This window comes from Micromonospora coerulea, from assembly GCF_016598485.1.
GTDB lineage: Bacteria > Actinomycetota > Actinomycetes > Mycobacteriales > Micromonosporaceae > Micromonospora > Micromonospora coerulea.
In genome coordinates this window covers 51,461-69,732 of the sequence record NZ_JAEMUW010000009.1, presented here as the reverse complement: position 1 = coordinate 69,732, position 18,272 = coordinate 51,461, and the positions used below count along the sequence as shown (strand labels likewise).

The window sequence follows — 18,272 nt, the reverse complement described above, 5'->3', positions numbered from 1 at the left end:
TCCGAAATATGTCTACCGCCTACCAACCAAGTGCCCCGTCTGCGACTCCTCAAGTTTTCATTCCGCACCCACGCAGCCCGCTGTCGTGACGTCGAATTGCCCGGTCACGGCCGCAGTGATTAGCGCCTGGCGCCGCTCCGCCAACAGCTTGCGTTGACAGCGCACCGCCGAAGCGATTGCTTCGATGGCCGCGAGAGCCGCCTTGACTTCCGCAACAACCGCTCGCTGCCGACTGATCGGCGGAAGTGGCACCCGCAGTTCACGAATCTTGCTACTGCTGGTCGACGCTAGATTAGTCGTCTTGTTGCCCGTGCTCTCAAAATGAATTCGCGCGGGTGTGGCCCGCGTCAACATTGCCAGGTAGTCCGCGTCAAGCGCACCCCTGTTCACTCGCACGGCGAAAACATGGTTCTGGTGCAGGCACCCTTCAATCTGACCCTCCCACACGGTTCCGCGTCCCAACTTGTCAAGATCCCCCCCTTCTGTCATCAGGACGTCACCCGCCTGCAGGGTGGAAGCGGCGGCTAGGCGCCGCGGCACGGTGATCTCTGTTATCTGATTCAGGTCGAGATAGCCAGCCTGAACATTGGCGACGCGCAGGTACGGTCGGGTGACGGCGTCACTACCGGCCGAGCGGGAGGCATCCACGGTGACGCCCGTCTGGATGGTGGCTAGATAGCCGAGCCTAACTTTGGGGACTGTTGCCTCAAGCTCAAAGGCGGATGCCACGTGCGCCGCCGATAGCTCCTGCAAAAGCTCCAAATGTCGGGAACGCGCGGCATCGAGTTCGTCGATGTGGGCGGTTTCGACGTCGAGGAAGTCGGCGATCCGCCGCTGATCGGACAGCGGCGGACACGGCACCGCCGCCTCGCCAAGAACGCCGCCAGTAAGGTTCTGCAGACCGGTCGTCGTCGAGCTTATTTCTCGGATTTGGGACTTCATGTCTTGGCTATTCAGGAAATACCAAACGAACCGGGGCTCCACCTGAGCCACGACGCGCAGCCGTTGCAGGAAGTTCGAGAAGTACACCGGCGTGTCGGACGACTCCACATAGCCGGACTTCCCAAGATGCGCGTCGCTGCCACTCGACTTAACTACCAATATATCCTCGCGCTCCAAGCGAGTCGCGAATTTCTCTCGGCCCGACAGGCGCCGAATCGCGGCATTCGATCCGTCGATGCGACCAAGCAAGTCAATGTCGGTCGAGCGTAGAACCGGCACGCCGTCATCATCGGGCGCATCGTCTCCCCATGCTCCGGCGTCACTTCGCGACAGCAGGAACTTGAGGCGAGTACGAGGGAACGTCAAGACGTCACCTCGGTCAGCAGCGCCTGGATCTGGGCTTCGAGCTCGCGTAGCTCCGCGTCGATTTCGGCTAGCGGACGTGGCGGCTTGTAGATGTAGAAGTGACGGGTGAAGGGGATTTCGTACCCGATCTTGGTCTTGCTCTCGTCGATCCAGGCGTCGGGGACGTGCGGCCGCACCTCGCGGTCGAAGTACTCGTGGATGTCCTCGGCAAGCGGCACGTTCTCGTAGTCGCGTAGGTCCGGGGCGGGGACGACCTCGCCCTTGACCGTCTGCACCTCGCCGTCCGGGTCGCCGACTGAGACGCTGTCCATGATGGCCTTCCCGGGGGCGCCGGTCGGCCACAGCGCGCCACCGGCGACCGCCGCCGTGTGCAGCGCGTCCTTGACCTCGGCCTTTGTGCGCCATACCGTGCCGAGCAGCGGCTTAAACGCGCCGATCAGCGCGTCGCGGTACGCGTACCGGGAAAGGGGTTTGCTCTCCGCGAGCGCGGCGAGCGTCTCCTCGGTGACCTCGAAGCGGAGCTTGAGCGGCCGTTCCACCGTGATGCGCTGGTAGCCGAAGTCGGTGGTCTGGAAGACCTTGACCTTAGCGTGATCGGGGTGCGACTCGTCCGTCGCGATGGCCAGCGCCTGGCCGTAGAGCCGGGTGACGTACGCGATCTGCTCCTCGGAGATCATCTTGCGCTTGTCGCCGAGGCTTTTGCGCATCTTGACCCATTGGTCGCGGGCGTCCAGCAGGATCACCTTGCGCTTGAGGCGCTCGGCCTTCCGATTGGACAGGATCCAGAAGTACGTGGAGATGCCGGTGTTGTAGAAGAGTTGGTCCGGCAGGCCGACGATGCCTTCGAGCAGGTCGTTCTCGAGGATCCAGCGGCGGATGTTCGACTCGCCGGACTCCGCAGCGCCGGTGAACAGCGGCGAGCCGTTGAAGACGATGGCGATGCGGGAGCCGCCCTTCTCCGGCGGTTCCATCTTGGAGATCATGTGCTGGAGGAAGAGGAACGAGCCGTCGTTGATGCGCGGCAGGCCGGCGCCGAAGCGGCCCGCGTGCCCGAGCTTGGCCTCTTCCTTGACCTCGGGCTCCACCTTCTTCCACTCCACGCCGAAGGGCGGGTTGGCCAGCAGGTAGTCGAAGCGCCGGCCCTCGTGGCCGTCGTCGCTGAACGAGTTGCCCAGGTGGATATTCGACGGGTCCTGGCCCTTGAGCATCATGTCCGAGCGGCAGATGGCGTACGACTCGGGGTTGAGCTCCTGACCGAAGAGCTTCACGCTCGCGTGCGGGTTGAGGGAGGTGATGGTGTCCTCGGCCGCCGACAGCATGCCGCCGGTGCCGCACGCGGGGTCGAGCACGTTGATGACCTTGCCGGGCTCGTTGAGGTGCTCAGTGTCCGGGCCGATGAGCAGGTTCACCATCAACTTGATGACCTCGCGCGGGGTGAAGTGCTCACCGGCCGTCTCGTTCGAGATTTCGGAGAAGCGCCGGATCAGCTCCTCGAAGACATAGCCCATCTGGTGGTTGTCGACCCGCTCCGGGCTGAGGTCGATGTCGCGGAACTTCTGCACCACCGTGTAGAGCAGCTTGGCCGACTGCAGCCGCGCGATCTGGGTGTGGAAGTCGTACTTGTCGATGATCTCGCCGGCGTTCGGGGAGAAGCCGTTGATGTAGTCGGTGAGGTTCTTCGCCACGTCGGGCGCGGACCCGCCGATGGTCTCGAAGCTCTGCTTTGAGGTGTTGTAGAACGGCAGGCCGGCCGCGATCCGCAGCAACTGATCCTTGTTGGTGAGCTTCAGCGAGGCGTCGCGATCCCACACCGCCTTGCGGGTCGGCGCCATGACGCAGTCCAGGCGGCGCAGCACGGTTAGCGGCAGGATCACCTTGCCGTACTCCGACTGCTTGTAGTCGCCGCGCAGCAGGTCGGCAACCGACCAGATGAAACTGGCCAGGCTCTGGTGGGTGCTCACGTGAACAGCTCGCTTTCACTACTCGTCCGGTGATGGAGTGCCATTTGTCCTACAAGTTCCGGCATGGAGCGGGTCTTACCGTAGCGGGAGCGCCGCGATCGGTGGCAGCGCACATCGGTTACGCCTGGCCATCGTCCGGCGGAAGCAGCACTCCGCCGGTCAGGCCGATGCCAAGGGCGGCGGCGGTCTCCTCAACGAGCTGGCCAACTGCGTCGGCCGCCGCCCGAAGCTCCTGCACCTGCCGGAAGCCGCGCCCATACCGCTGCTGCTCCAGCAGCGCCATGACGGGCACCCGCAGCCGGCGGACATCAACCCGCACGATCGTGCTGCCGGTGGCGGCCGCGTTGACGTTCTCCTCCGCGCTGAGGAAGCCGGCCAGGAACCACGGGTCGAGGCGCTGCGGGTCGGGCCGCAGCAGGAGATGCTGTCGGCGCAGCGTTCGGCCGTCGTCGGAGGCGTCGGCGACCCGCGCGCGGTACGGGCGGGTGAACAACTCCGGCAGGATGACGTCCCCCGCCCAGATTTCGATGTCGGAGTCGCCGGTGGTGGCGCGACCAGCGGGAACAGCGCGCAGCAACGTCAACGCCCCGCCGCGGAGCAGGTCCGCGACAGCGGTGGTACGCCAGCTCCGCGGCTGTTCGCCGGCCGTCGCCCATCGTTCACCCCGGTCGGTCACGCCGATCAGCGCATCCGCCGCGCGCCGCAGCTCGGCGCGCATTCGGCGTACCTCCTGCAGGTGGTCGGCGGGCCGGAGCGCGGTCGTCACCGACTGGACGTGCCGGGCCGGGGCCAGGTCGGTCGCTCCGGCGAGCAGGTCGACGACCGGCACCGCGCGCGCCACGGACGGCACAGCTTCAAAGACCCCTTCCGTGTACGCCGACCAGGCGCCGAGCACCGCCTTGCGAACCGACTCCCAGCTCTGCCGGCCCGGACCGGCGGCGTCGACGAACAACACGCTCTCCGGCGCCGGAGACGGGTCGGCGGGTCGTGTCAGGACCCACACGTTCAACCCGATGTGCGGGGGCGGTGCGGCACCGGCCGGCAGCGCGATCACCGCCCGGAGTGCGCCGCTGTGCACGAGTTCCGCCCTGATCCGCCGACCGGAGGTGCGTTCGGCGGTGGCGGGGGGCATCAGCAGGACCGCGCGCCCGCCGGGTGCGAGGTGGGCGAGGCAGTGCTGGACCCAGGCCAGCTCTGGCTCACCCTTCGGGGGCAGGCCGTAGACCCAGCGCGGGTCGTACGCCAGGACGTCCTGGCCCCAGTCGCGGTTGCCGTACGGCGGATTGCACAGCACCGCGTCGGCCGCCAGCGCGGGGAATGCGTTGTCCCGCAGGCTGTCGCCGCTGCGGATGTCGGTCAGCACGTCGCCGTCCTGCAGGCCGAGCCGCGTCGCGGCCTGCGCCGCCTGGGTGGGGAGCAGATCCTGCCCATACAGCCGGCGGGCACCGTGCCGGGCTGCTGCGGTGAGCAGCCCGCCGAATCCGCAGGCCGGGTCGTACACGTCGGATGGGAAGCGCCCGTCGGGACCGGGCAGGAGATCGGCCATGAGGTCCGCCACCTCTGCCGGCGTTCGGTATGTGCCCGTCGTGGCCGGCTCGTCCGTGCCGCGTTCGGCGAGAATGTCGGCGGCGGCCAGCGCGCCCTCGCCTCGCACGCAGCGCAGCAGCGCCCGCAGCACCGCAACGTCATCGTCGCCGTATGTCTCGGCATCGGCCACGAGGTCGGTGGCACGGCGGGGTAGGCCTTCGTCGGGCAGGTCGAGTACCTGGTCGAGGTCGGCGCGGTCCAGCCGGTGAGCGGCGATCACCAACGGCAACAGCCGTGTCGGGTCTGCCGTCTGCGGGTGGTCACGTAAGGCCGCTCGCAGCTCCTCCGCCGGGGTTTCCGCTGGTAGCTGACCTCGCGAGCTGAGCCAGGACCGCACGGCGTCCAGGTCGTACGCCGGGCTCGTCTCCGTCCCGCCTGAAGGTGATGGGAATTCAGGGTGGCGGCGGCGCCAGTTGCTGACGGTCGCCCGACTGACGCCGACCATGCGGGAGATCTCCGCGGCGGTGACCTGTGGCATCTGTTCGGCTCCTCCTCGGCGGCGGCGTGGCCAGACCGACTTTAGTGCTGCGCGTGGCGGTTGGCAATATCGTGGTTGACAGTGTTTTCACGCAGTGCTGTACTGGCGGAGCTTTCCCGCTACACGGCGAGGGCATTCAGGACTACACCCCCGCGGCGCGTTGGCGCGCGCCCACCTCTTCAGCAGGAGAAAACGATGCGCAAGACCACCACGTTCGCCCTGTTCGCCACCGCCCTCGTCGCGCTGGGCTGCGGCGCCGGGACCACCGACGACGCCACCAGCAGCAAGGCCGACGCCGGCGGCGCCAAGGGCGACGACAAGCCGAAGGTCGCGAAGATCGGCCAGCCGGCCCGGGACGGCAAGTTCGAGTTCACGGTGAAGTCGGCCAAGTGCGGCGTCGCCAAGCTCGGCAGCAGCCTGGTCGGCGCCAAGGCGCAGGGCCAGTTCTGCCTGGTCACCATCAACGTCAAGAACATCGGCAAGGAGTCGCAGATGTTCGACGGCAGCAGCCAGAAGGCGTACGCCGCCAACGGCACGGAGTACTCCTCGGACAACGGCGCCGCGATCTACGCCAACCAGAACGCGGAGACGTTCCTCAACGAGATCAACCCCGGCAACCAGGTCACCGGCGTGGTCGTCTTCGACATCCCGAAGAATGTCAATCTCGCCAAGCTCGAGCTGCACGATTCGCCGTTCTCCGGCGGCGTCACCGTCGCCCTGAGCTGACCTCGTCCGCGCCCGGGGGGCGGGACCCGCGAAGCCCTCCCCCGGCGCAATCTGCACCGCACCTCCGCCATCACGAATCTCTATGCGAGGAGATCGACATGCGTAGTGCGACGAACCGTGCCAGCACCACCGGCAGCATCGTCCGCAAGGACCGCCGGCGCCGCTCCCCCAACCAGCCTGCCCTGTTCGAGTGCCCACTGCCGCCGGCCCCTCCGGGCACCTACCCGACCACCATCTACCGGCTCACCGTTCCGCCCACTGCCGACGGGCTCGTGGCCGCGCTGAACGGGGACTACCTGCGGGAGAACGGCTTCGAGCCGACGCCTCGCCGGGTCGCCGACGCGCCGGCGCTCCTGGTGCACGGCACCGTGCCGCGCGCCCGGGCCGAGTGGTGCGACGTACTGGCCGGGCTCATCGGCGAGGACGTGGACCTGGGCTACAGCAGCGGCGGCGGCGCGCTGCTCCTGGCCGTCGACGATCGGACGTACGCCCTGGCCTACGGCACCCTGGGCCGGTTCATGGTCGAGCAGGAGAAGGTTGACGCCACCTTCGGCGTGTCCTTCGCGGTCCGGGCCCTGCTGCCGAGCGAGATCCGCCAGGTCCGCCGCCGGGTCGTCGGAGCCAGCGGACGGGTGGACCGCAGTCTGGTGCCCGGCGGTCAGCCCATCTGGAAGTACGGCATCGACAAGTGGGGCGAGATAGTCGGCCAGGTCTGCGGACGCACGGACAACCCGAACCTGACGGCGTGCCGCCGTACCGGCAGGCCGGTCAAGGTCGAGGGCGGTGAAGCACTGCGCATCCCCCTCTGCGTCGAGCCTGAGGGACTCCTCGCAGACCTGCGCGAGATCGACCGGGTGTGCCGGCAGGAGTCTCCGCTGGCCGACCTGGAGTTCATCACGCAGATCCGCCCAGTGCCGGCGTCCGACCCCCGGATGCCGGAGCTCGTCGACACCATGGATCAGCGGCTGGCGCTGGCCGAACCGCCCGAGCTCGGCGTGGCCGTGCCGGGCGACCTCATCGCCGACATCGAGCATGTCGGGTCGTACCGGATCCAGGTGCCGAAGTCGGTACGGCGCGCCAGCCTGACCACGGAGCTGGACCTCGCCACGATCCTCGCCCACACCAATGAGGCACTGAACGGTGACCGGTGGACCGGCCTGCGCAACGGAAAGATCACGCTCTACGGCGACGCGGGCGGGACCGACGAGATGCTGTCGACCCCGGTGTCCCGCTGGATCACCGCGGAGGTGGCCGTCGGCACCAGTCACCTGCTGCTGCACGAGGGCAAGTGGTACGAGATCGGCGACCGGCACCGCGAGTTCCTGCGCCAGGAGATCGCTCAGATCCTGGACCGGCCGTCCGAGATCGTCCTGCCGCCGTGGACCAGCGACCTTCCCGACGAGGACGCCTACAACCGGACGGCCGCCAAGCGCGACCAGCAGCTAGTCCTGCTGGACAAGAAGCTTCTCCGCACGGCACAGCACCCGCGGGGGATCGAGGCGTGTGACCTGCTGGGTCCCGACGGCGAGCTGATCCACGTCAAGCGGGCCTCGAGCAGCTCCCCGCTGAGCCACCTATTCGCCCAGGGAATCACCTCAGCTGAGGCTTTGCGCTACGACGAGGAGGCGCGCGCCAGGTTCCTCGAACTGGTCTGTCGGCAGCCCAACGCGCCGGACCTCGCTGGGGATTTCCGGCCGCGCAAGGTCGTCTACGCCATCGCCCTCAAGTCGGGCCGGACCGTCACCGTGGACTCGCTCTTCACCTTCGCCCAGGTCGCGCTCTACCAGGCGATGAAGACGCTGCGCACCGAGGGCGTCGAGGTCGAGGTCATCGGCATCCCGTCCACCTGATCCAGCACGACGTCTGCTCCCAACCCCGATCGAACTCCCGAAGCCAACCCGCCCGGCTGGACCAAGCCGGGCCGATCACCCCTGCCCACTCACCTCTGAGGAGAGAGTAGTGACCCAGCCCGAGTTCCAGCCGCCGTCCGATGCTCAGTCCGGCACCCCCGAGACCGAGAACCCGCAGCCCGTCGCCCGTCGCAAGAAGCCGCCGCTCATCGGATGGATCGTCGGCGGGGTGGTCCTGGTGCTGCTGCTCTGCTTCGGCGGCTGCGGCGCGCTGCTGGCCACGGCCAACAGCGGCGACAAGCCCGGTCAGGATGTGGCCGCCACCTCGACTGCTCCGACCCCGCCGGCCACGACCTCGGCCCCGACCACGGCCGCTGCGGCGCCGGCGACCACCGAACCGCCGCTCCCCACCTACGAGACTCCGACCAAGGACGACTTCAAGCTCAAGGTCAAGGTCCTGAGCAAGCAGTGCTTCGGCAGTGCCGGCTGCAACATCACCTACCGGATCAACGTCACCTACACCGGCACCGGTCTCGACCCGTCCAAGACGTACGAGGTGACCTACCAGGTCAAGGGCGCCGAGGACCCGATCATCAACACCTTCGAGGTGACCGGTGACTCCGCCTCCGTGCAGGAGGAGGAGATGGCGAGCACCAAGCGCTCCGGCGACAAGCTGACCGCTGCCGTCACCGACGTTTCCGAGTTCTGAGGGGAGGCGTCGTGCGTCCCGATGAGTTCCTCCGCGCCCTGCACCTGCTCCCCACTCCCCTGCACGACCGCGCCGTCGCCCTGCGCGCCTACGTCCGCCCCACCTGGTGCGACGACTGCCAGCAGATCGGCGACGCCCTGAACCTCGCCCTCACCGCCTACTACGACGAGTTGGGCTCGACGCGGCAGCTGCTGGACACCGCCGACCGGCTGGCCGCGCGGCACGGCGCGGCCTGCCGGCCGCAGCCGAACCAGCAGCGCGGTCGCGGGCGGATCGGCCGCTGGGCGGGGCGGTCCGCGCCGCTCGTCGCCGCGACCGACGCCAGCTGGAAGGGCCGCGCCGGCGGCATCGGGTACGTCGTCAGCGACGGCCACTACGGCCTGCGCAGCCGGGGCACCGGCCGACTCGACCCGACCGGCGTCGCCCGGGTGCTGATCAACGAGCTGCGGGCGGTGGACTTCCTGCTGTCGGCGTACGACGAGGTGCCGGCGGGGATGACGGTGCTGCTGGACAGCCTCGTCGCCCTGCGGTACCTGCACCGCTGGCAGGCCCGCGACACCGGGGCAATGCCGGCCGGGTACAGCCTGCGTGCGCGTCGGTGGGCCGCCCAGCCCACTCTGGTCCGGCTCGCCGAGGCGGTGGGCCAGCGACCGGACCTGTGCTTCCAGCACGTCAAGGGGCACGTCGGCCACGCCCTCAACGAGGCCGCCGATGGCCTGTGCCACATGGCTCGCCGCCGGCTCGACGAAACGTTCGACGTACGCCCGCGGGCGCACGCCCTGGTCGACGCGTTCCTCAGCGACTGGCACGCCAGCCTCGCTCGCTGATCTCCCGCCCGGCCCCGCGACCGGCCGGTCGCCTGCTCACCGCTGATCCATCCACGACATCAGCTCCACAGCGTCCTTGCGGCTACCCGCCCGCTCCCCATCCACCGCTCACCCGTGCGGGTCGACGACGAGCCGACCTGCGGACACCACACGCCTGGAGGCGACCATGACCATCTCCCGCCACGATCCGGTCCTCCTCAACCGCACGCGACGCACGCCCTGGGCAGGGCCTGGTCTACGCCCCCGCGGGCACGACCTGGTCGAGGCGTTCCGGCGCGAGTGGCATGTTGCGCTGCCGGTCTGACCGCCGATCGATTAACGACAGAACTTCACAGCGTCGCCGCACCACCACCGCCGGCGAACCCGGCCCCAAGCCGGAACCGTCGGCCCCGCACGCCCTCCCCAATCCCGCATCAGCAGCCGTCGGAGGTCGCCTGATGAACCGCACCGAACCGCTGGTCGAGCTGATCTTCGACCGGCTCGCCACCGACCACGTACCCGACGAGACGGCCGACTTGGTCCTCGCCGCGCACAGCAGCGAGGACGATCTGGCGGCGGCACTGTCCGGTCGTCCCACCAGCCTGGACCCGCGCCCCGCCGGCGTTGACGAGCCACGGGAGGGCATCTGGCTCTCCTCGGTCACCGTCGCCGGATTCCGGGGCGTCGGCCCCGAGCGCACCCTCACCATCGAGCCCGGTCCCGGGCTGACCGTGGTGGTCGGCCGCAACGGCTCCGGCAAGTCGAGCTTCGCCGAGGCGGTGGAGCTGGCCCTGACCGGCGACAGCGCCCGCTGGGCCGACCGCAACAGCGTCTGGCGTACCGGGTGGCGCAACCTGCACCACCCGGAGGTGTGCCGGATCGGCGTCGAGCTGCGCGTCGACGGCACCGCCACGCCGACCCAGGTGGTGCGGTCCTGGCCGGCCGACGGCGAGCTGGGCGACGCGATGACCACCGTGACCAGCGCGCAGGGCCGCCACGCGGACCTCGACGAGCTGGGTCTGGCCCGGCCGCTGGGGCTCTACCGGCCGTTCCTCACCGCCGCCGAGCTGGGCCGCCTCGCCGCCGGCACGCAGAGCCAGCTCTTCGACGCGCTCTTCGCGATCCTCGGCCTGGAGGCGATCACCGACGCCGACCGGCGGCTGATGGCCGCCGCGCGGCCCGTCGACGCGGCCATCAAGGAGGTACGCGCCCAGCGCGCCGCCCTCGCCGGGCTGCTCGGGCCGGTGGACGACGACCGCGCCCGCCGGGCGGCCGGACTGCTCGCCGCCAACCGGCCGGACCTGGCCGCGCTGGCCGCGATCCTCGACGAGCCGGACGACCCGACCGCCGACGCGACCGTGCTGCTGTGCCGGCGGCTGGCCGTCCTGTCGCTGCCCGACGTCGACCAGGTGGCCGGACTCGCCGGGCAGCTGCGGGACGCCGCCGCGAACGCCCGCCGGCACGACGGGGGACGCTCGCGGGCGTCGCTGCGCAGCGCGGAGCTGCTGCGGCTGGCCATCGAGCACCACGACGACCGGGGCGACGGCGCCTGCCCGGTCTGCGCCACCGGCCGTCTCGACGGGGACTGGCGGACGCGGGCCGCCGCGGCGCTGGACGAGCTGCGCGACCGGACCCTGGCCGCGCAGGCCACCGCCGCCCGGCTCAACACGCTCGTGCAGCGGGCCCACCACCTCATCGACGACCTGGACGTGCCCGAGGCGGACGCGCCGGACGTACCGCTGGCCAAGCTGCGCGACGCCGTGGCGGCGCTGCGCCTGGCACCCGGCGGACCGGAGGAACTCGCCGAGCACCTGAGCGCCCGGTACCCGGCGGTCGTCGCGGCGGCGGAGGACCTCCGCTCGTACGCGAAGGGTCTGCTGCGCCAGCGCGACACCGGCTGGCAGGCCGCGGCGGCCGACCTGCGAGGGTGGCTGGTCGCCGCCGGGCGGCTGCCGGAGCGGGAGCGGACCCTCGCCCGGTTGAAGGCCGCCCGGGACTGGTTGAAGGCCACGGCGACGGAGCTGCGCAACCAGCGGGTGGCGCCGTTCGCCGCGCAGTCGCAGCGGATCTGGGCGCAGCTGCGCCAGGAGAGCAACGTCGAGCTCGGGGCGATGACCCTGGAGGGGGCGAACACCCGGCGGCGGGTGGTCTTCCCGGTCAGCGTGGACGGCACCGACAACGGCACCGCGCTGGGCGTGATGAGCCAGGGTGAGATGCAGGCGCTCGGGCTGGCGACGTTCCTGCCGCGCGGCTGCGCGCCGGAGAGCCCGTTCCGGTTCATCGTGGTCGACGACCCGGTGCAGAGCATGGACCCGTCGAAGGTCGACGGGCTGGCGCGGGTCTTCGCCGAGCTGGCCGAGCAGCGGCAGGTGGTCGTCTTCACCCACGACACCCGGCTACCGGAGGCGGTGGAGCGGCTGAACCTGGGCCGGGCCCGGATCGTCGAGGTGACCCGCGCCGAACGGTCGGTGGTGACACTGCGGCCGGGCTCCGACCCGGTGACCCGCTACCTGGACGACGCGTACGCGCTGTCGCGCAACGAGGAGATCGCCGCCGAGGTGCGCGGTCCGGTGGTGGCGGAGCTTTGCCGCTCGGCGATCGAGGCGGCCTGCCACCGGATCGTCTGGCGGCAGCGGGTGGCCCGCGGGGTGCCGCACGACCAGATCGAGGCGGCAATCGTGGACGCGTCCCGGCGGCTGACCACCACCGTCGCGCTGGCGGTCTTCGACGACGCCGACCGGGGCGGTGACGTGCTCGGGTATCTGAGTCGCCGGTACGGGTCGCGGGCCGTGGGCGCGTACAAGGCGTGCAAGGAGGGCGTGCACGGGGCGTACCTGGCGGACTTGCCCGACCTGGTCGCGGACGCCCGCCACCTCGCGGCGGCCCTGTCGTGACCGCGCCGACGCCCCAGCGCTGCCTGGCGGCGGCCGACCAGTTGCTGCGCGGCGCCGGCGCCCTCGGCACGGCGGCGGTGACCGCCGGCTGGTGGCCCCGGGCGTGCGCCTGTCTGATCCGGCTGGCTCTCGAGGGCGGGATCGACGCCTACTGGCGGCGGGTCAAGCCGACGGTTGCCTCGTGCCGGCAGGGCCGGGCGAAGCAGTTGATGCTGCGCGGCCGGCTCGGGCCCGGCGTCGGCGTCGCCCGCCGCGTCGCGTTCACCTGGGCGACCCTGTCGACCGCGGCCCACCACCACTGCTACGAGCTGGCGCCGACGGCCGCCGAGCTGCGTCGCTTGCACACCGAGGTGAGTGTCCTGCTCACCCAACTCAATGGAAGATCGGAACCCGAACGATGACGTACCCGCAGCCCGGCCCCGACCCCACCCGCCCGCAGCCACCGGTCTCCGCGGTCCCGAGGCTGTACCCGCCGGTGTCCGCCGTTCCCGGGCCGTACCCGCCGGCGTCCGGCCTGCCCGGCCCGTACCCGCCGGTCTCGGCCGTGCCCTACCAGGCCGGCGGTTACCCGCCGGCGGTGCAGCGGATCGCGGTGCAGGCGCCGCCGACGTCGGGCATAGCGACGGCGTCGCTGGTGCTCGGGATTCTCGGCGTGCTCGGCGGCTGGTGCCTGTTCGGGCTGCCCTGCATCCTGGCCGTCATCCTCGGCCACATCGGCCTGCGGGAAACCCGGGACGGCACGAGGTCGGGGCACGGCATGGCGGTCGCCGGTCTCGTCCTGGGCTACGTCTTCGTCGGCCCGATGGTCGCGTTCACGGTGCTGATGTTCTTCGGCAGCGTCATGGGCGCGGCCACTCCGACGCCCTGAGCCGGGCGTCGCTACGGACAACACCGGCCTCCACCGTGGCCGGGCAGGAGGCGCCCACAAGGCGCCGGAACGAGACGTGTGGGATGTCCCAGGAAAATCACGGTCGCGCAGTACGGTCGGTTGAGCTGTCCCGCGAGGACAACGGCTGCTACGTCAGGGCACGATGGCACACCGACACCGGATCGACCGAGATCACCGGCCCGGACGAGGTCGTCATCCGGATCGCCGGGGACGCGGCGCCCGACGGTCAGGGGCGTGGTGTCACATCGGCGGTCCTGCACCGGATCGCGCGGCAGGTCGACGACATGGTGGCCGAATTCCACGAGCTGCCGAGCGTCGGGGGGTACCAGGTGATGGTGCGGCGCTACATCGAGGGTCGGCTCGCCGAGCTCGCCCAGGCCCGCGGTGCGACAGCCGACGGCTTCGAGGCCGACCTGCTCGCCGTCTTCGTCGACCTGGCCGGTCGCGGGCACGCCGACCCGCTGGGGTCGCTCGCCACGGCGACGGGCAGGTCGCGGGAGGACCTCGACCGCCTGCTGGACGCGGCGCGGAAGGGTCAGGACGCGGCCTCCACTGCCACCGGCGGGTCCGAATGACCTTGTCGAAGCCGGGCGTCCGGTCTGGTGGTGGCCACGTCAACGAATCCGCCCGTTGACGCGGCCTGCGCCGCTACGACACAACGTCGCTCAGAAAGACTCGGTCGAACTCCGCTTCCGTGTAGAGGGCCACGGAGCGCATCGTCAGGGGCTCCCCCACCGACTCGAAGGCCCGCAGCGCCGACTCCACACCGGACCGCAACACGTCTCCGACGTCGTCACCCTCGACGTACAGGGTCACACTCACCTGCGGACCCTGCTGAAAGAAGCTCGGGCCCAGCGGGGCCAGCCGCCCGCCGGCTTCGTCCGCCCGATAGATGTCCACCGGCTCACCGCTGACGGTGTCCGTCTCGATCACCACGTGGTAGCCCACTGGCAGCCTCCTCACGAGCCGTGTAAACGGCGTTGGTCCCCGGAAACGACGAAAGGCCCCGTAGGGGCCTCTCACACGGAAGATCATAACTTGGCGTCCCGCCGGGAGCGCACCAGCGGCTCCTTGAGAGCGACGCCGCACGGCAATCGATGCGACCTGTCCGGAGACTCAACTATGGACCGGCGGCCGATCCGCCCGCGCCGCGCCCACCGTTACGCTCCGTACGGGCGCGTAGCGCCCCTGGTGGCGGAGGCGAGCCATGGTACGCAGAGGTCTGGCGGTTCTGCTGGGTGCGGCGTTGGGGCTGGGGGCACTGGTCGGGGTCGCCGCGCCGGCACGGGCACTGCCCACGCCCCCCGGATACCCGATCAGGGGCGTCGACGTGTCCTACTTCCAGGGGCCCTCCCTCGACTGGGCCGCGATGGCAGCGGGCGGCGCGACGTTCGCCTACATCCGGGCCAGCGAGCAGGACGGCCAGCCGGTGTCGCACAACAATCCTGATCCGTACTACGCCACCAACTACGCCGGCGCCCGAGCCAACGGCCTCTACGCCGGGGCGTACCACCGGGCCCGGCCGGATCTCAGCAGCGGCAAGCAGCAGGCCGGCATCCTGCTCGACTTCGCCCCGTACGTCGCCGATGGACGGACGCTGCCGCCGATGTTGGACCTCGAGTGGCCTCGGACCGATTGGGGCCTGAACGACTGCTACAACATGACGCCCGCCCAGTTGGTGGCGTGGGTCCGGGACTTCGTCACCGAGATCGCCGCCCGCACCGGCCGGCAGGCCATGATCTACACCAACACGAACTGGTGGAACCCCTGCACGGCCAGCAACACGACCTTCGCGGCGAACCCGCTGTTCATCGCCAACTACTCGCAGAATCCGCCACCGCTGCCGGCCGGGTGGTCGTCCTTCGCCATCTGGCAGCACGCCGCGGGCACGTTGATCCCCACCTCAGGTTTCTCCACGCCCGATCTGGACGTCTTCAACGGTGACCACGCGGCGCTGGCTCGCCTGCTCGGCGGTCCGGCGACCAGCCTCCTGGCGACGATCAACAACCGGTACGTGACCGCGGCGGACGCCGGCACCTCCCCGCTGATCGCCAGCCGGACCGCCATCGGTCCATGGGAGCAGTTCGACCAGGTCGACGTCGGCGGCGGGTTCGTGGCATACCGGTCCCGCGAGAACGGCCGATACGTCACGGCGGAGAATGCCGGTGCCTCCCCGCTCATCGCCAGCCGGGCGAAGGTGGGCCCCTGGGAGAAGTTCCGGATCATCACCAACGCCGACGGCACGGCCAGCCTGCTGGCCAACGCGAACAACCGCTACGTGACTGCGGAGAAGGCCGGCACCCTGCCGCTCATCGCCAACCGGGCGGCCATCGGCTCCTGGGAGAAATTCCGGTTCGTCGCGCCGCCGGCCCTGGTGCACCTGCTCGCCAACGTGAACCTCCGGTACGTCACGGCCCCGAACGCCGGCAGCTCGCCGCTGATCGCCAACCGGACCGCGGCCGGCAGCTGGGAGCAGTTCGACCAGGTCGACGCCGGCGGCGGGTTCGTGGCCTTCCGGGCGCGCGTCAACGGGAGGTACGTCACCGCGGAGAGCGCCGGTGCGTCCGCGTTGATCGCCAACCGGACCGCGATCGGCGCCTGGGAGAAGTTCCGGATCATCACGAACGCCGACGGCACGGTCAGCCTGCTGGCCAACGCGAACAGCCGCTACGTGAGCGCGGAGAACGCCGGCGCCTCCCCACTGATCGCCAGCCGGACGGTCGTCGGGTCGTGGGAGAAGTTCCTCCGGCTGACCCGTTGACCTGAAGACCGGGCGTACCGGCGGTTCGACGGGTGCTACGGCCGGATGTCGAGGGCGCCGATCAGGCCGTCACGCATCGTGAACCGGTGGCGCAGCCGTACCGGACTGCCCGGAAACGTGCCCGAGACCAGGGCGGTCACCACGATGTTGCCCCCGGCCTCCTCCTGCACCGACTCCGGTACGGCCGTGTAGTGGAACTCGGCCGCGGTTCGCTCACGCCAGGCCCGGATCGCCGCCGGGCCTTCGTAGGTCCGGTCCTCGTCGGCGACGATCGCGTCGTCGGTGAAGCAGGAGACGAAGCCGTCGATGTCGTCTTCGCCGATCAGCCGGTAGTAGCGGTCGATCACGGCGGGAACGGTGCTGGTCATGTGCCTCTCCTCGGGTCCGGCAGCCGGCGTACCCGACCGGACACCGGTCATTCGTCCGGCCGCCGGCCCCCGCCCGCGCGATGGCGGGCCCCGCTCGGCTCGCATGACCTGCGGCGAAGCGGGTAGGCCGCAGATGATGGGACGCTATGACGACGAGGTGGCCGGGCTCGCCGCAACGCTGGACGACCCGGGAGACCTGGACGTGCTGCTGGACCGGGTCGGTGACGCCCGGGTGGTGATGCTCGGCGAGGCCAGCCACGGCACGCATGAGTTCTACACCTGGCGGGCGACGATCAGCCGACGGTTGATCGAGGAGAAGGGCTTCTCGTTCGTCGCCGTCGAGGGCGACTGGCCCGACTGCGACCGGGTGGACCGCAGCGTGCGCTGCCTGCCCGACGCGCCCACCGACCCGCGGGACGCGCTCGCCACCTTCGAGCGCTGGCCGACGTGGATGTGGGCCAACGAGGAGATCATCGACTTCACTCGCTGGCTGCGCACCCGCAACGCCGGGGTGGACGAGGACACCCGGGCCGGTTTCCACGGTCTGGACGTGTACTCGCTGTGGGAGTCGCTGCGCGAGATCCTCACCTGGCTGCGGGAGCACGATCCGGAGCAGGTGCCGGTGGCGCTGGCCGCCTTCCGCTGCTTCCAGCCCTATGAAGAGGACCCGCAGCAGTACGCGCTGGCGACCCGGATCGTGCCGACGAACTGCGAGAACGAGGTGGTGGACCTGCTCGTCCGGCTGCGCGAGCGGGCCGTGGCCGACGGCGCGGACCGCTTCGGCGCCTGGCAGAACGCCGAGATCGTGGCCGGGGCCGAGCGCTACTACCGGACGATGGCCCGCGGTGGCCGCGAGTCGTGGAACGTCCGCGATCGGCACATGGACCACAGCCTCGACCGGCTCCTGCACCACTACGGGCCGGAGGCGAAGGCAATCGTCTGGGCGCACAACACCCATGTCGGTGACGCCCGCGCCACGGACATGGCCGAGGCCGGCGAGGTCAACATCGGCCAGCTCGCCCGGGAACGGTACGGCCCGGACCAGGTGGTGCTGGTCGGCTTCGGCACCCACCACGGCACGGTCGTCGCCGGCGACGCCTGGGGCGCGCCGATGGAGGTGATGCCGGTGCCGCCCGGACGCCGGCATTCACTGGAGGAGGCCCTGCACGGCGCCGCGCCGCCGCAGGCCCTGTTCGTCTTCCCCCGCGACAGCCGCCCCGACCTGCTCACCGACGAGCTCGACCATCGGGCGATCGGCGTCGTCTACCACCCGGAACGGGAGAGCTGGGGCAACTACGTCCCCACCGTGCTCGGCGACCGCTACGACGCCTTCTGCTGGATCGACGAGTCGCAAGCCGTCCGCCCGCTGCGCGTCCGGCCCACCAGCCTGGCCGAGCCCGAAAGCTACCCCTCCGGGGTCTGACGAGCGCGGTCCGCGATCGTGTCGGGCCGACGGGGCAGGAACCCGGGTTGGCACCAGCGCTCGCCGGCAGACGCCTGAGACCCCGGCCGTTTGTCCGCGTACGCCACGGGCAATCGCGCGGCGAAGCACCGTCCCAACGGGAGGAGCAGGTGATGAAGATCCACGACCCGTCCAGCCAGGCCATGCAGAAGGACTACGACGTCACGGACATCGAGCGCCTGATGGGCAAGCGGGACTGGAAGGGCTACGACGAAGTGATCAAGTGGCTGAAGAAGGAGGGTGACGAGGACCGACGGTTCACCCCGGGCGAGGTGCAGCACATGATCGATGACTTCTCCCGGGCGCGCGACCAGGGGATCGACTTCGCACGTGATCCCGAGCAGCTCCACAAGAAGCTCAAGAGCAGCCGCTAGGGCGTCGGCAGCGAGTGTCGGGGCCTCGGCCCGCCGTCGACCGCGGCGCGGGTCGCGCTGGAGGGCAGCTTCCCGCGCGGCCCGCCGCGCGGTCGGCAC

The 18,272-nt window shown here is 70.3% G+C and carries 17 protein-coding genes; 12 read left to right on the top strand and 5 right to left on the bottom strand.

The genetic code is table 11. The features are described from left to right. Window positions 1–57: 57 nt before the first annotated feature. From I8N68_RS13950 to I8N68_RS13940, 3 genes are all read right to left on the bottom strand, one after another. Window positions 58–1,308, bottom strand: coding sequence for a restriction endonuclease subunit S (locus tag I8N68_RS13950; protein ID WP_200210384.1), 1,251 nt, complete (start codon window positions 1,306–1,308; stop codon window positions 58–60). Then, entirely contained in the window at window positions 1,305–3,269 is a 1,965-nt protein-coding gene (locus tag I8N68_RS13945) for a type I restriction-modification system subunit M (protein WP_200210383.1), read from the bottom strand. The genes I8N68_RS13950 and I8N68_RS13945 overlap by 4 nt, the downstream gene beginning before the upstream one ends. 118 nt (window positions 3,270–3,387) lie before the next feature. Continuing rightward, complete coding sequence (locus I8N68_RS13940; RefSeq protein WP_307812819.1) at window positions 3,388–5,076, bottom strand: HsdM family class I SAM-dependent methyltransferase; 1,689 nt, start codon at window positions 5,074–5,076, stop codon at window positions 3,388–3,390. Between the two features lie 453 nt (window positions 5,077–5,529). Here I8N68_RS13940 and I8N68_RS13935 point away from each other — a divergent pair, with 453 nt between their 5' ends. The 9 genes from I8N68_RS13935 (at window position 5,530) to I8N68_RS13895 (ending at window position 13,783) form a co-directional block, all read left to right on the top strand. After that, the gene (locus I8N68_RS13935) at window positions 5,530–6,060 is read left to right on the top strand and encodes a DUF4352 domain-containing protein (protein WP_200210381.1); all 531 of its coding nucleotides are present in this window, start codon (window positions 5,530–5,532) and stop codon (window positions 6,058–6,060) included. 98 nt (window positions 6,061–6,158) lie between these two features. After that, the gene (locus I8N68_RS13930; protein ID WP_200210380.1) at window positions 6,159–7,910 is read left to right on the top strand and encodes a DUF6119 family protein; all 1,752 of its coding nucleotides are present in this window, start codon (window positions 6,159–6,161) and stop codon (window positions 7,908–7,910) included. Window positions 7,911–8,019: 109 nt separating this feature from the next. Continuing rightward, entirely contained in the window at window positions 8,020–8,619 is a 600-nt protein-coding gene (locus tag I8N68_RS13925) for a hypothetical protein (protein ID WP_200210379.1), read from the top strand. Window positions 8,620–8,630: 11 nt separating this feature from the next. Further along, complete coding sequence (locus I8N68_RS13920) at window positions 8,631–9,446, top strand: ribonuclease HI (RefSeq protein WP_200210378.1); 816 nt, start codon at window positions 8,631–8,633, stop codon at window positions 9,444–9,446. A 166-nt stretch (window positions 9,447–9,612) separates the two neighbouring features. After that, window positions 9,613–9,750, top strand: a complete 138-nt coding sequence (locus I8N68_RS13915) for a hypothetical protein (RefSeq protein ID WP_200210377.1) — start codon at window positions 9,613–9,615, stop codon at window positions 9,748–9,750. A 133-nt stretch (window positions 9,751–9,883) separates the two neighbouring features. Then, the gene (locus I8N68_RS13910; protein ID WP_200210376.1) at window positions 9,884–12,319 is read left to right on the top strand and encodes an AAA family ATPase; all 2,436 of its coding nucleotides are present in this window, start codon (window positions 9,884–9,886) and stop codon (window positions 12,317–12,319) included. Then, a complete protein-coding gene (locus I8N68_RS13905; protein WP_200210375.1) occupies window positions 12,316–12,720 on the top strand; it encodes a hypothetical protein in 405 nt (134 codons plus the stop codon). The genes I8N68_RS13910 and I8N68_RS13905 overlap by 4 nt, the downstream gene beginning before the upstream one ends. Then, on the top strand, window positions 12,717–13,187 hold the full coding sequence (locus tag I8N68_RS13900; protein WP_200210374.1) for a DUF4190 domain-containing protein: 471 nt from the start codon (window positions 12,717–12,719) through the stop codon (window positions 13,185–13,187). The genes I8N68_RS13905 and I8N68_RS13900 overlap by 4 nt, the downstream gene beginning before the upstream one ends. Before the next feature lie 83 nt (window positions 13,188–13,270). Next, a complete protein-coding gene (locus I8N68_RS13895; RefSeq protein ID WP_200210373.1) occupies window positions 13,271–13,783 on the top strand; it encodes a hypothetical protein in 513 nt (170 codons plus the stop codon). 73 nt (window positions 13,784–13,856) lie between these two features. Here I8N68_RS13895 and I8N68_RS13890 read toward each other — a convergent pair whose 3' ends face one another. Then, window positions 13,857–14,156 carry a hypothetical protein gene (locus I8N68_RS13890; protein ID WP_200210372.1) on the bottom strand — a complete coding sequence of 100 codons (300 nt, stop codon included), beginning with the start codon at window positions 14,154–14,156 and terminating at the stop codon, window positions 13,857–13,859. A gap of 259 nt (window positions 14,157–14,415) precedes the next feature. On the opposite strand from I8N68_RS13890, the gene I8N68_RS13885 reads away from it, so the two are divergent. Further along, complete coding sequence (locus tag I8N68_RS13885; RefSeq protein ID WP_200210371.1) at window positions 14,416–15,969, top strand: GH25 family lysozyme; 1,554 nt, start codon at window positions 14,416–14,418, stop codon at window positions 15,967–15,969. A 35-nt stretch (window positions 15,970–16,004) separates the two neighbouring features. Here the strand turns inward: I8N68_RS13885 and I8N68_RS13880 are convergent, their stop codons facing one another. After that, a complete protein-coding gene (locus tag I8N68_RS13880; protein ID WP_200210370.1) occupies window positions 16,005–16,337 on the bottom strand; it encodes a nuclear transport factor 2 family protein in 333 nt (110 codons plus the stop codon). Window positions 16,338–16,473: 136 nt separating this feature from the next. On the opposite strand from I8N68_RS13880, the gene I8N68_RS13875 reads away from it, so the two are divergent. Next, a complete protein-coding gene (locus I8N68_RS13875) occupies window positions 16,474–17,760 on the top strand; it encodes an erythromycin esterase family protein (protein WP_200210369.1) in 1,287 nt (428 codons plus the stop codon). Between the two features lie 152 nt (window positions 17,761–17,912). After that, on the top strand, window positions 17,913–18,173 hold the full coding sequence (locus tag I8N68_RS13870; protein WP_200210368.1) for a hypothetical protein: 261 nt from the start codon (window positions 17,913–17,915) through the stop codon (window positions 18,171–18,173). Window positions 18,174–18,272: the final 99 nt, after the last annotated feature.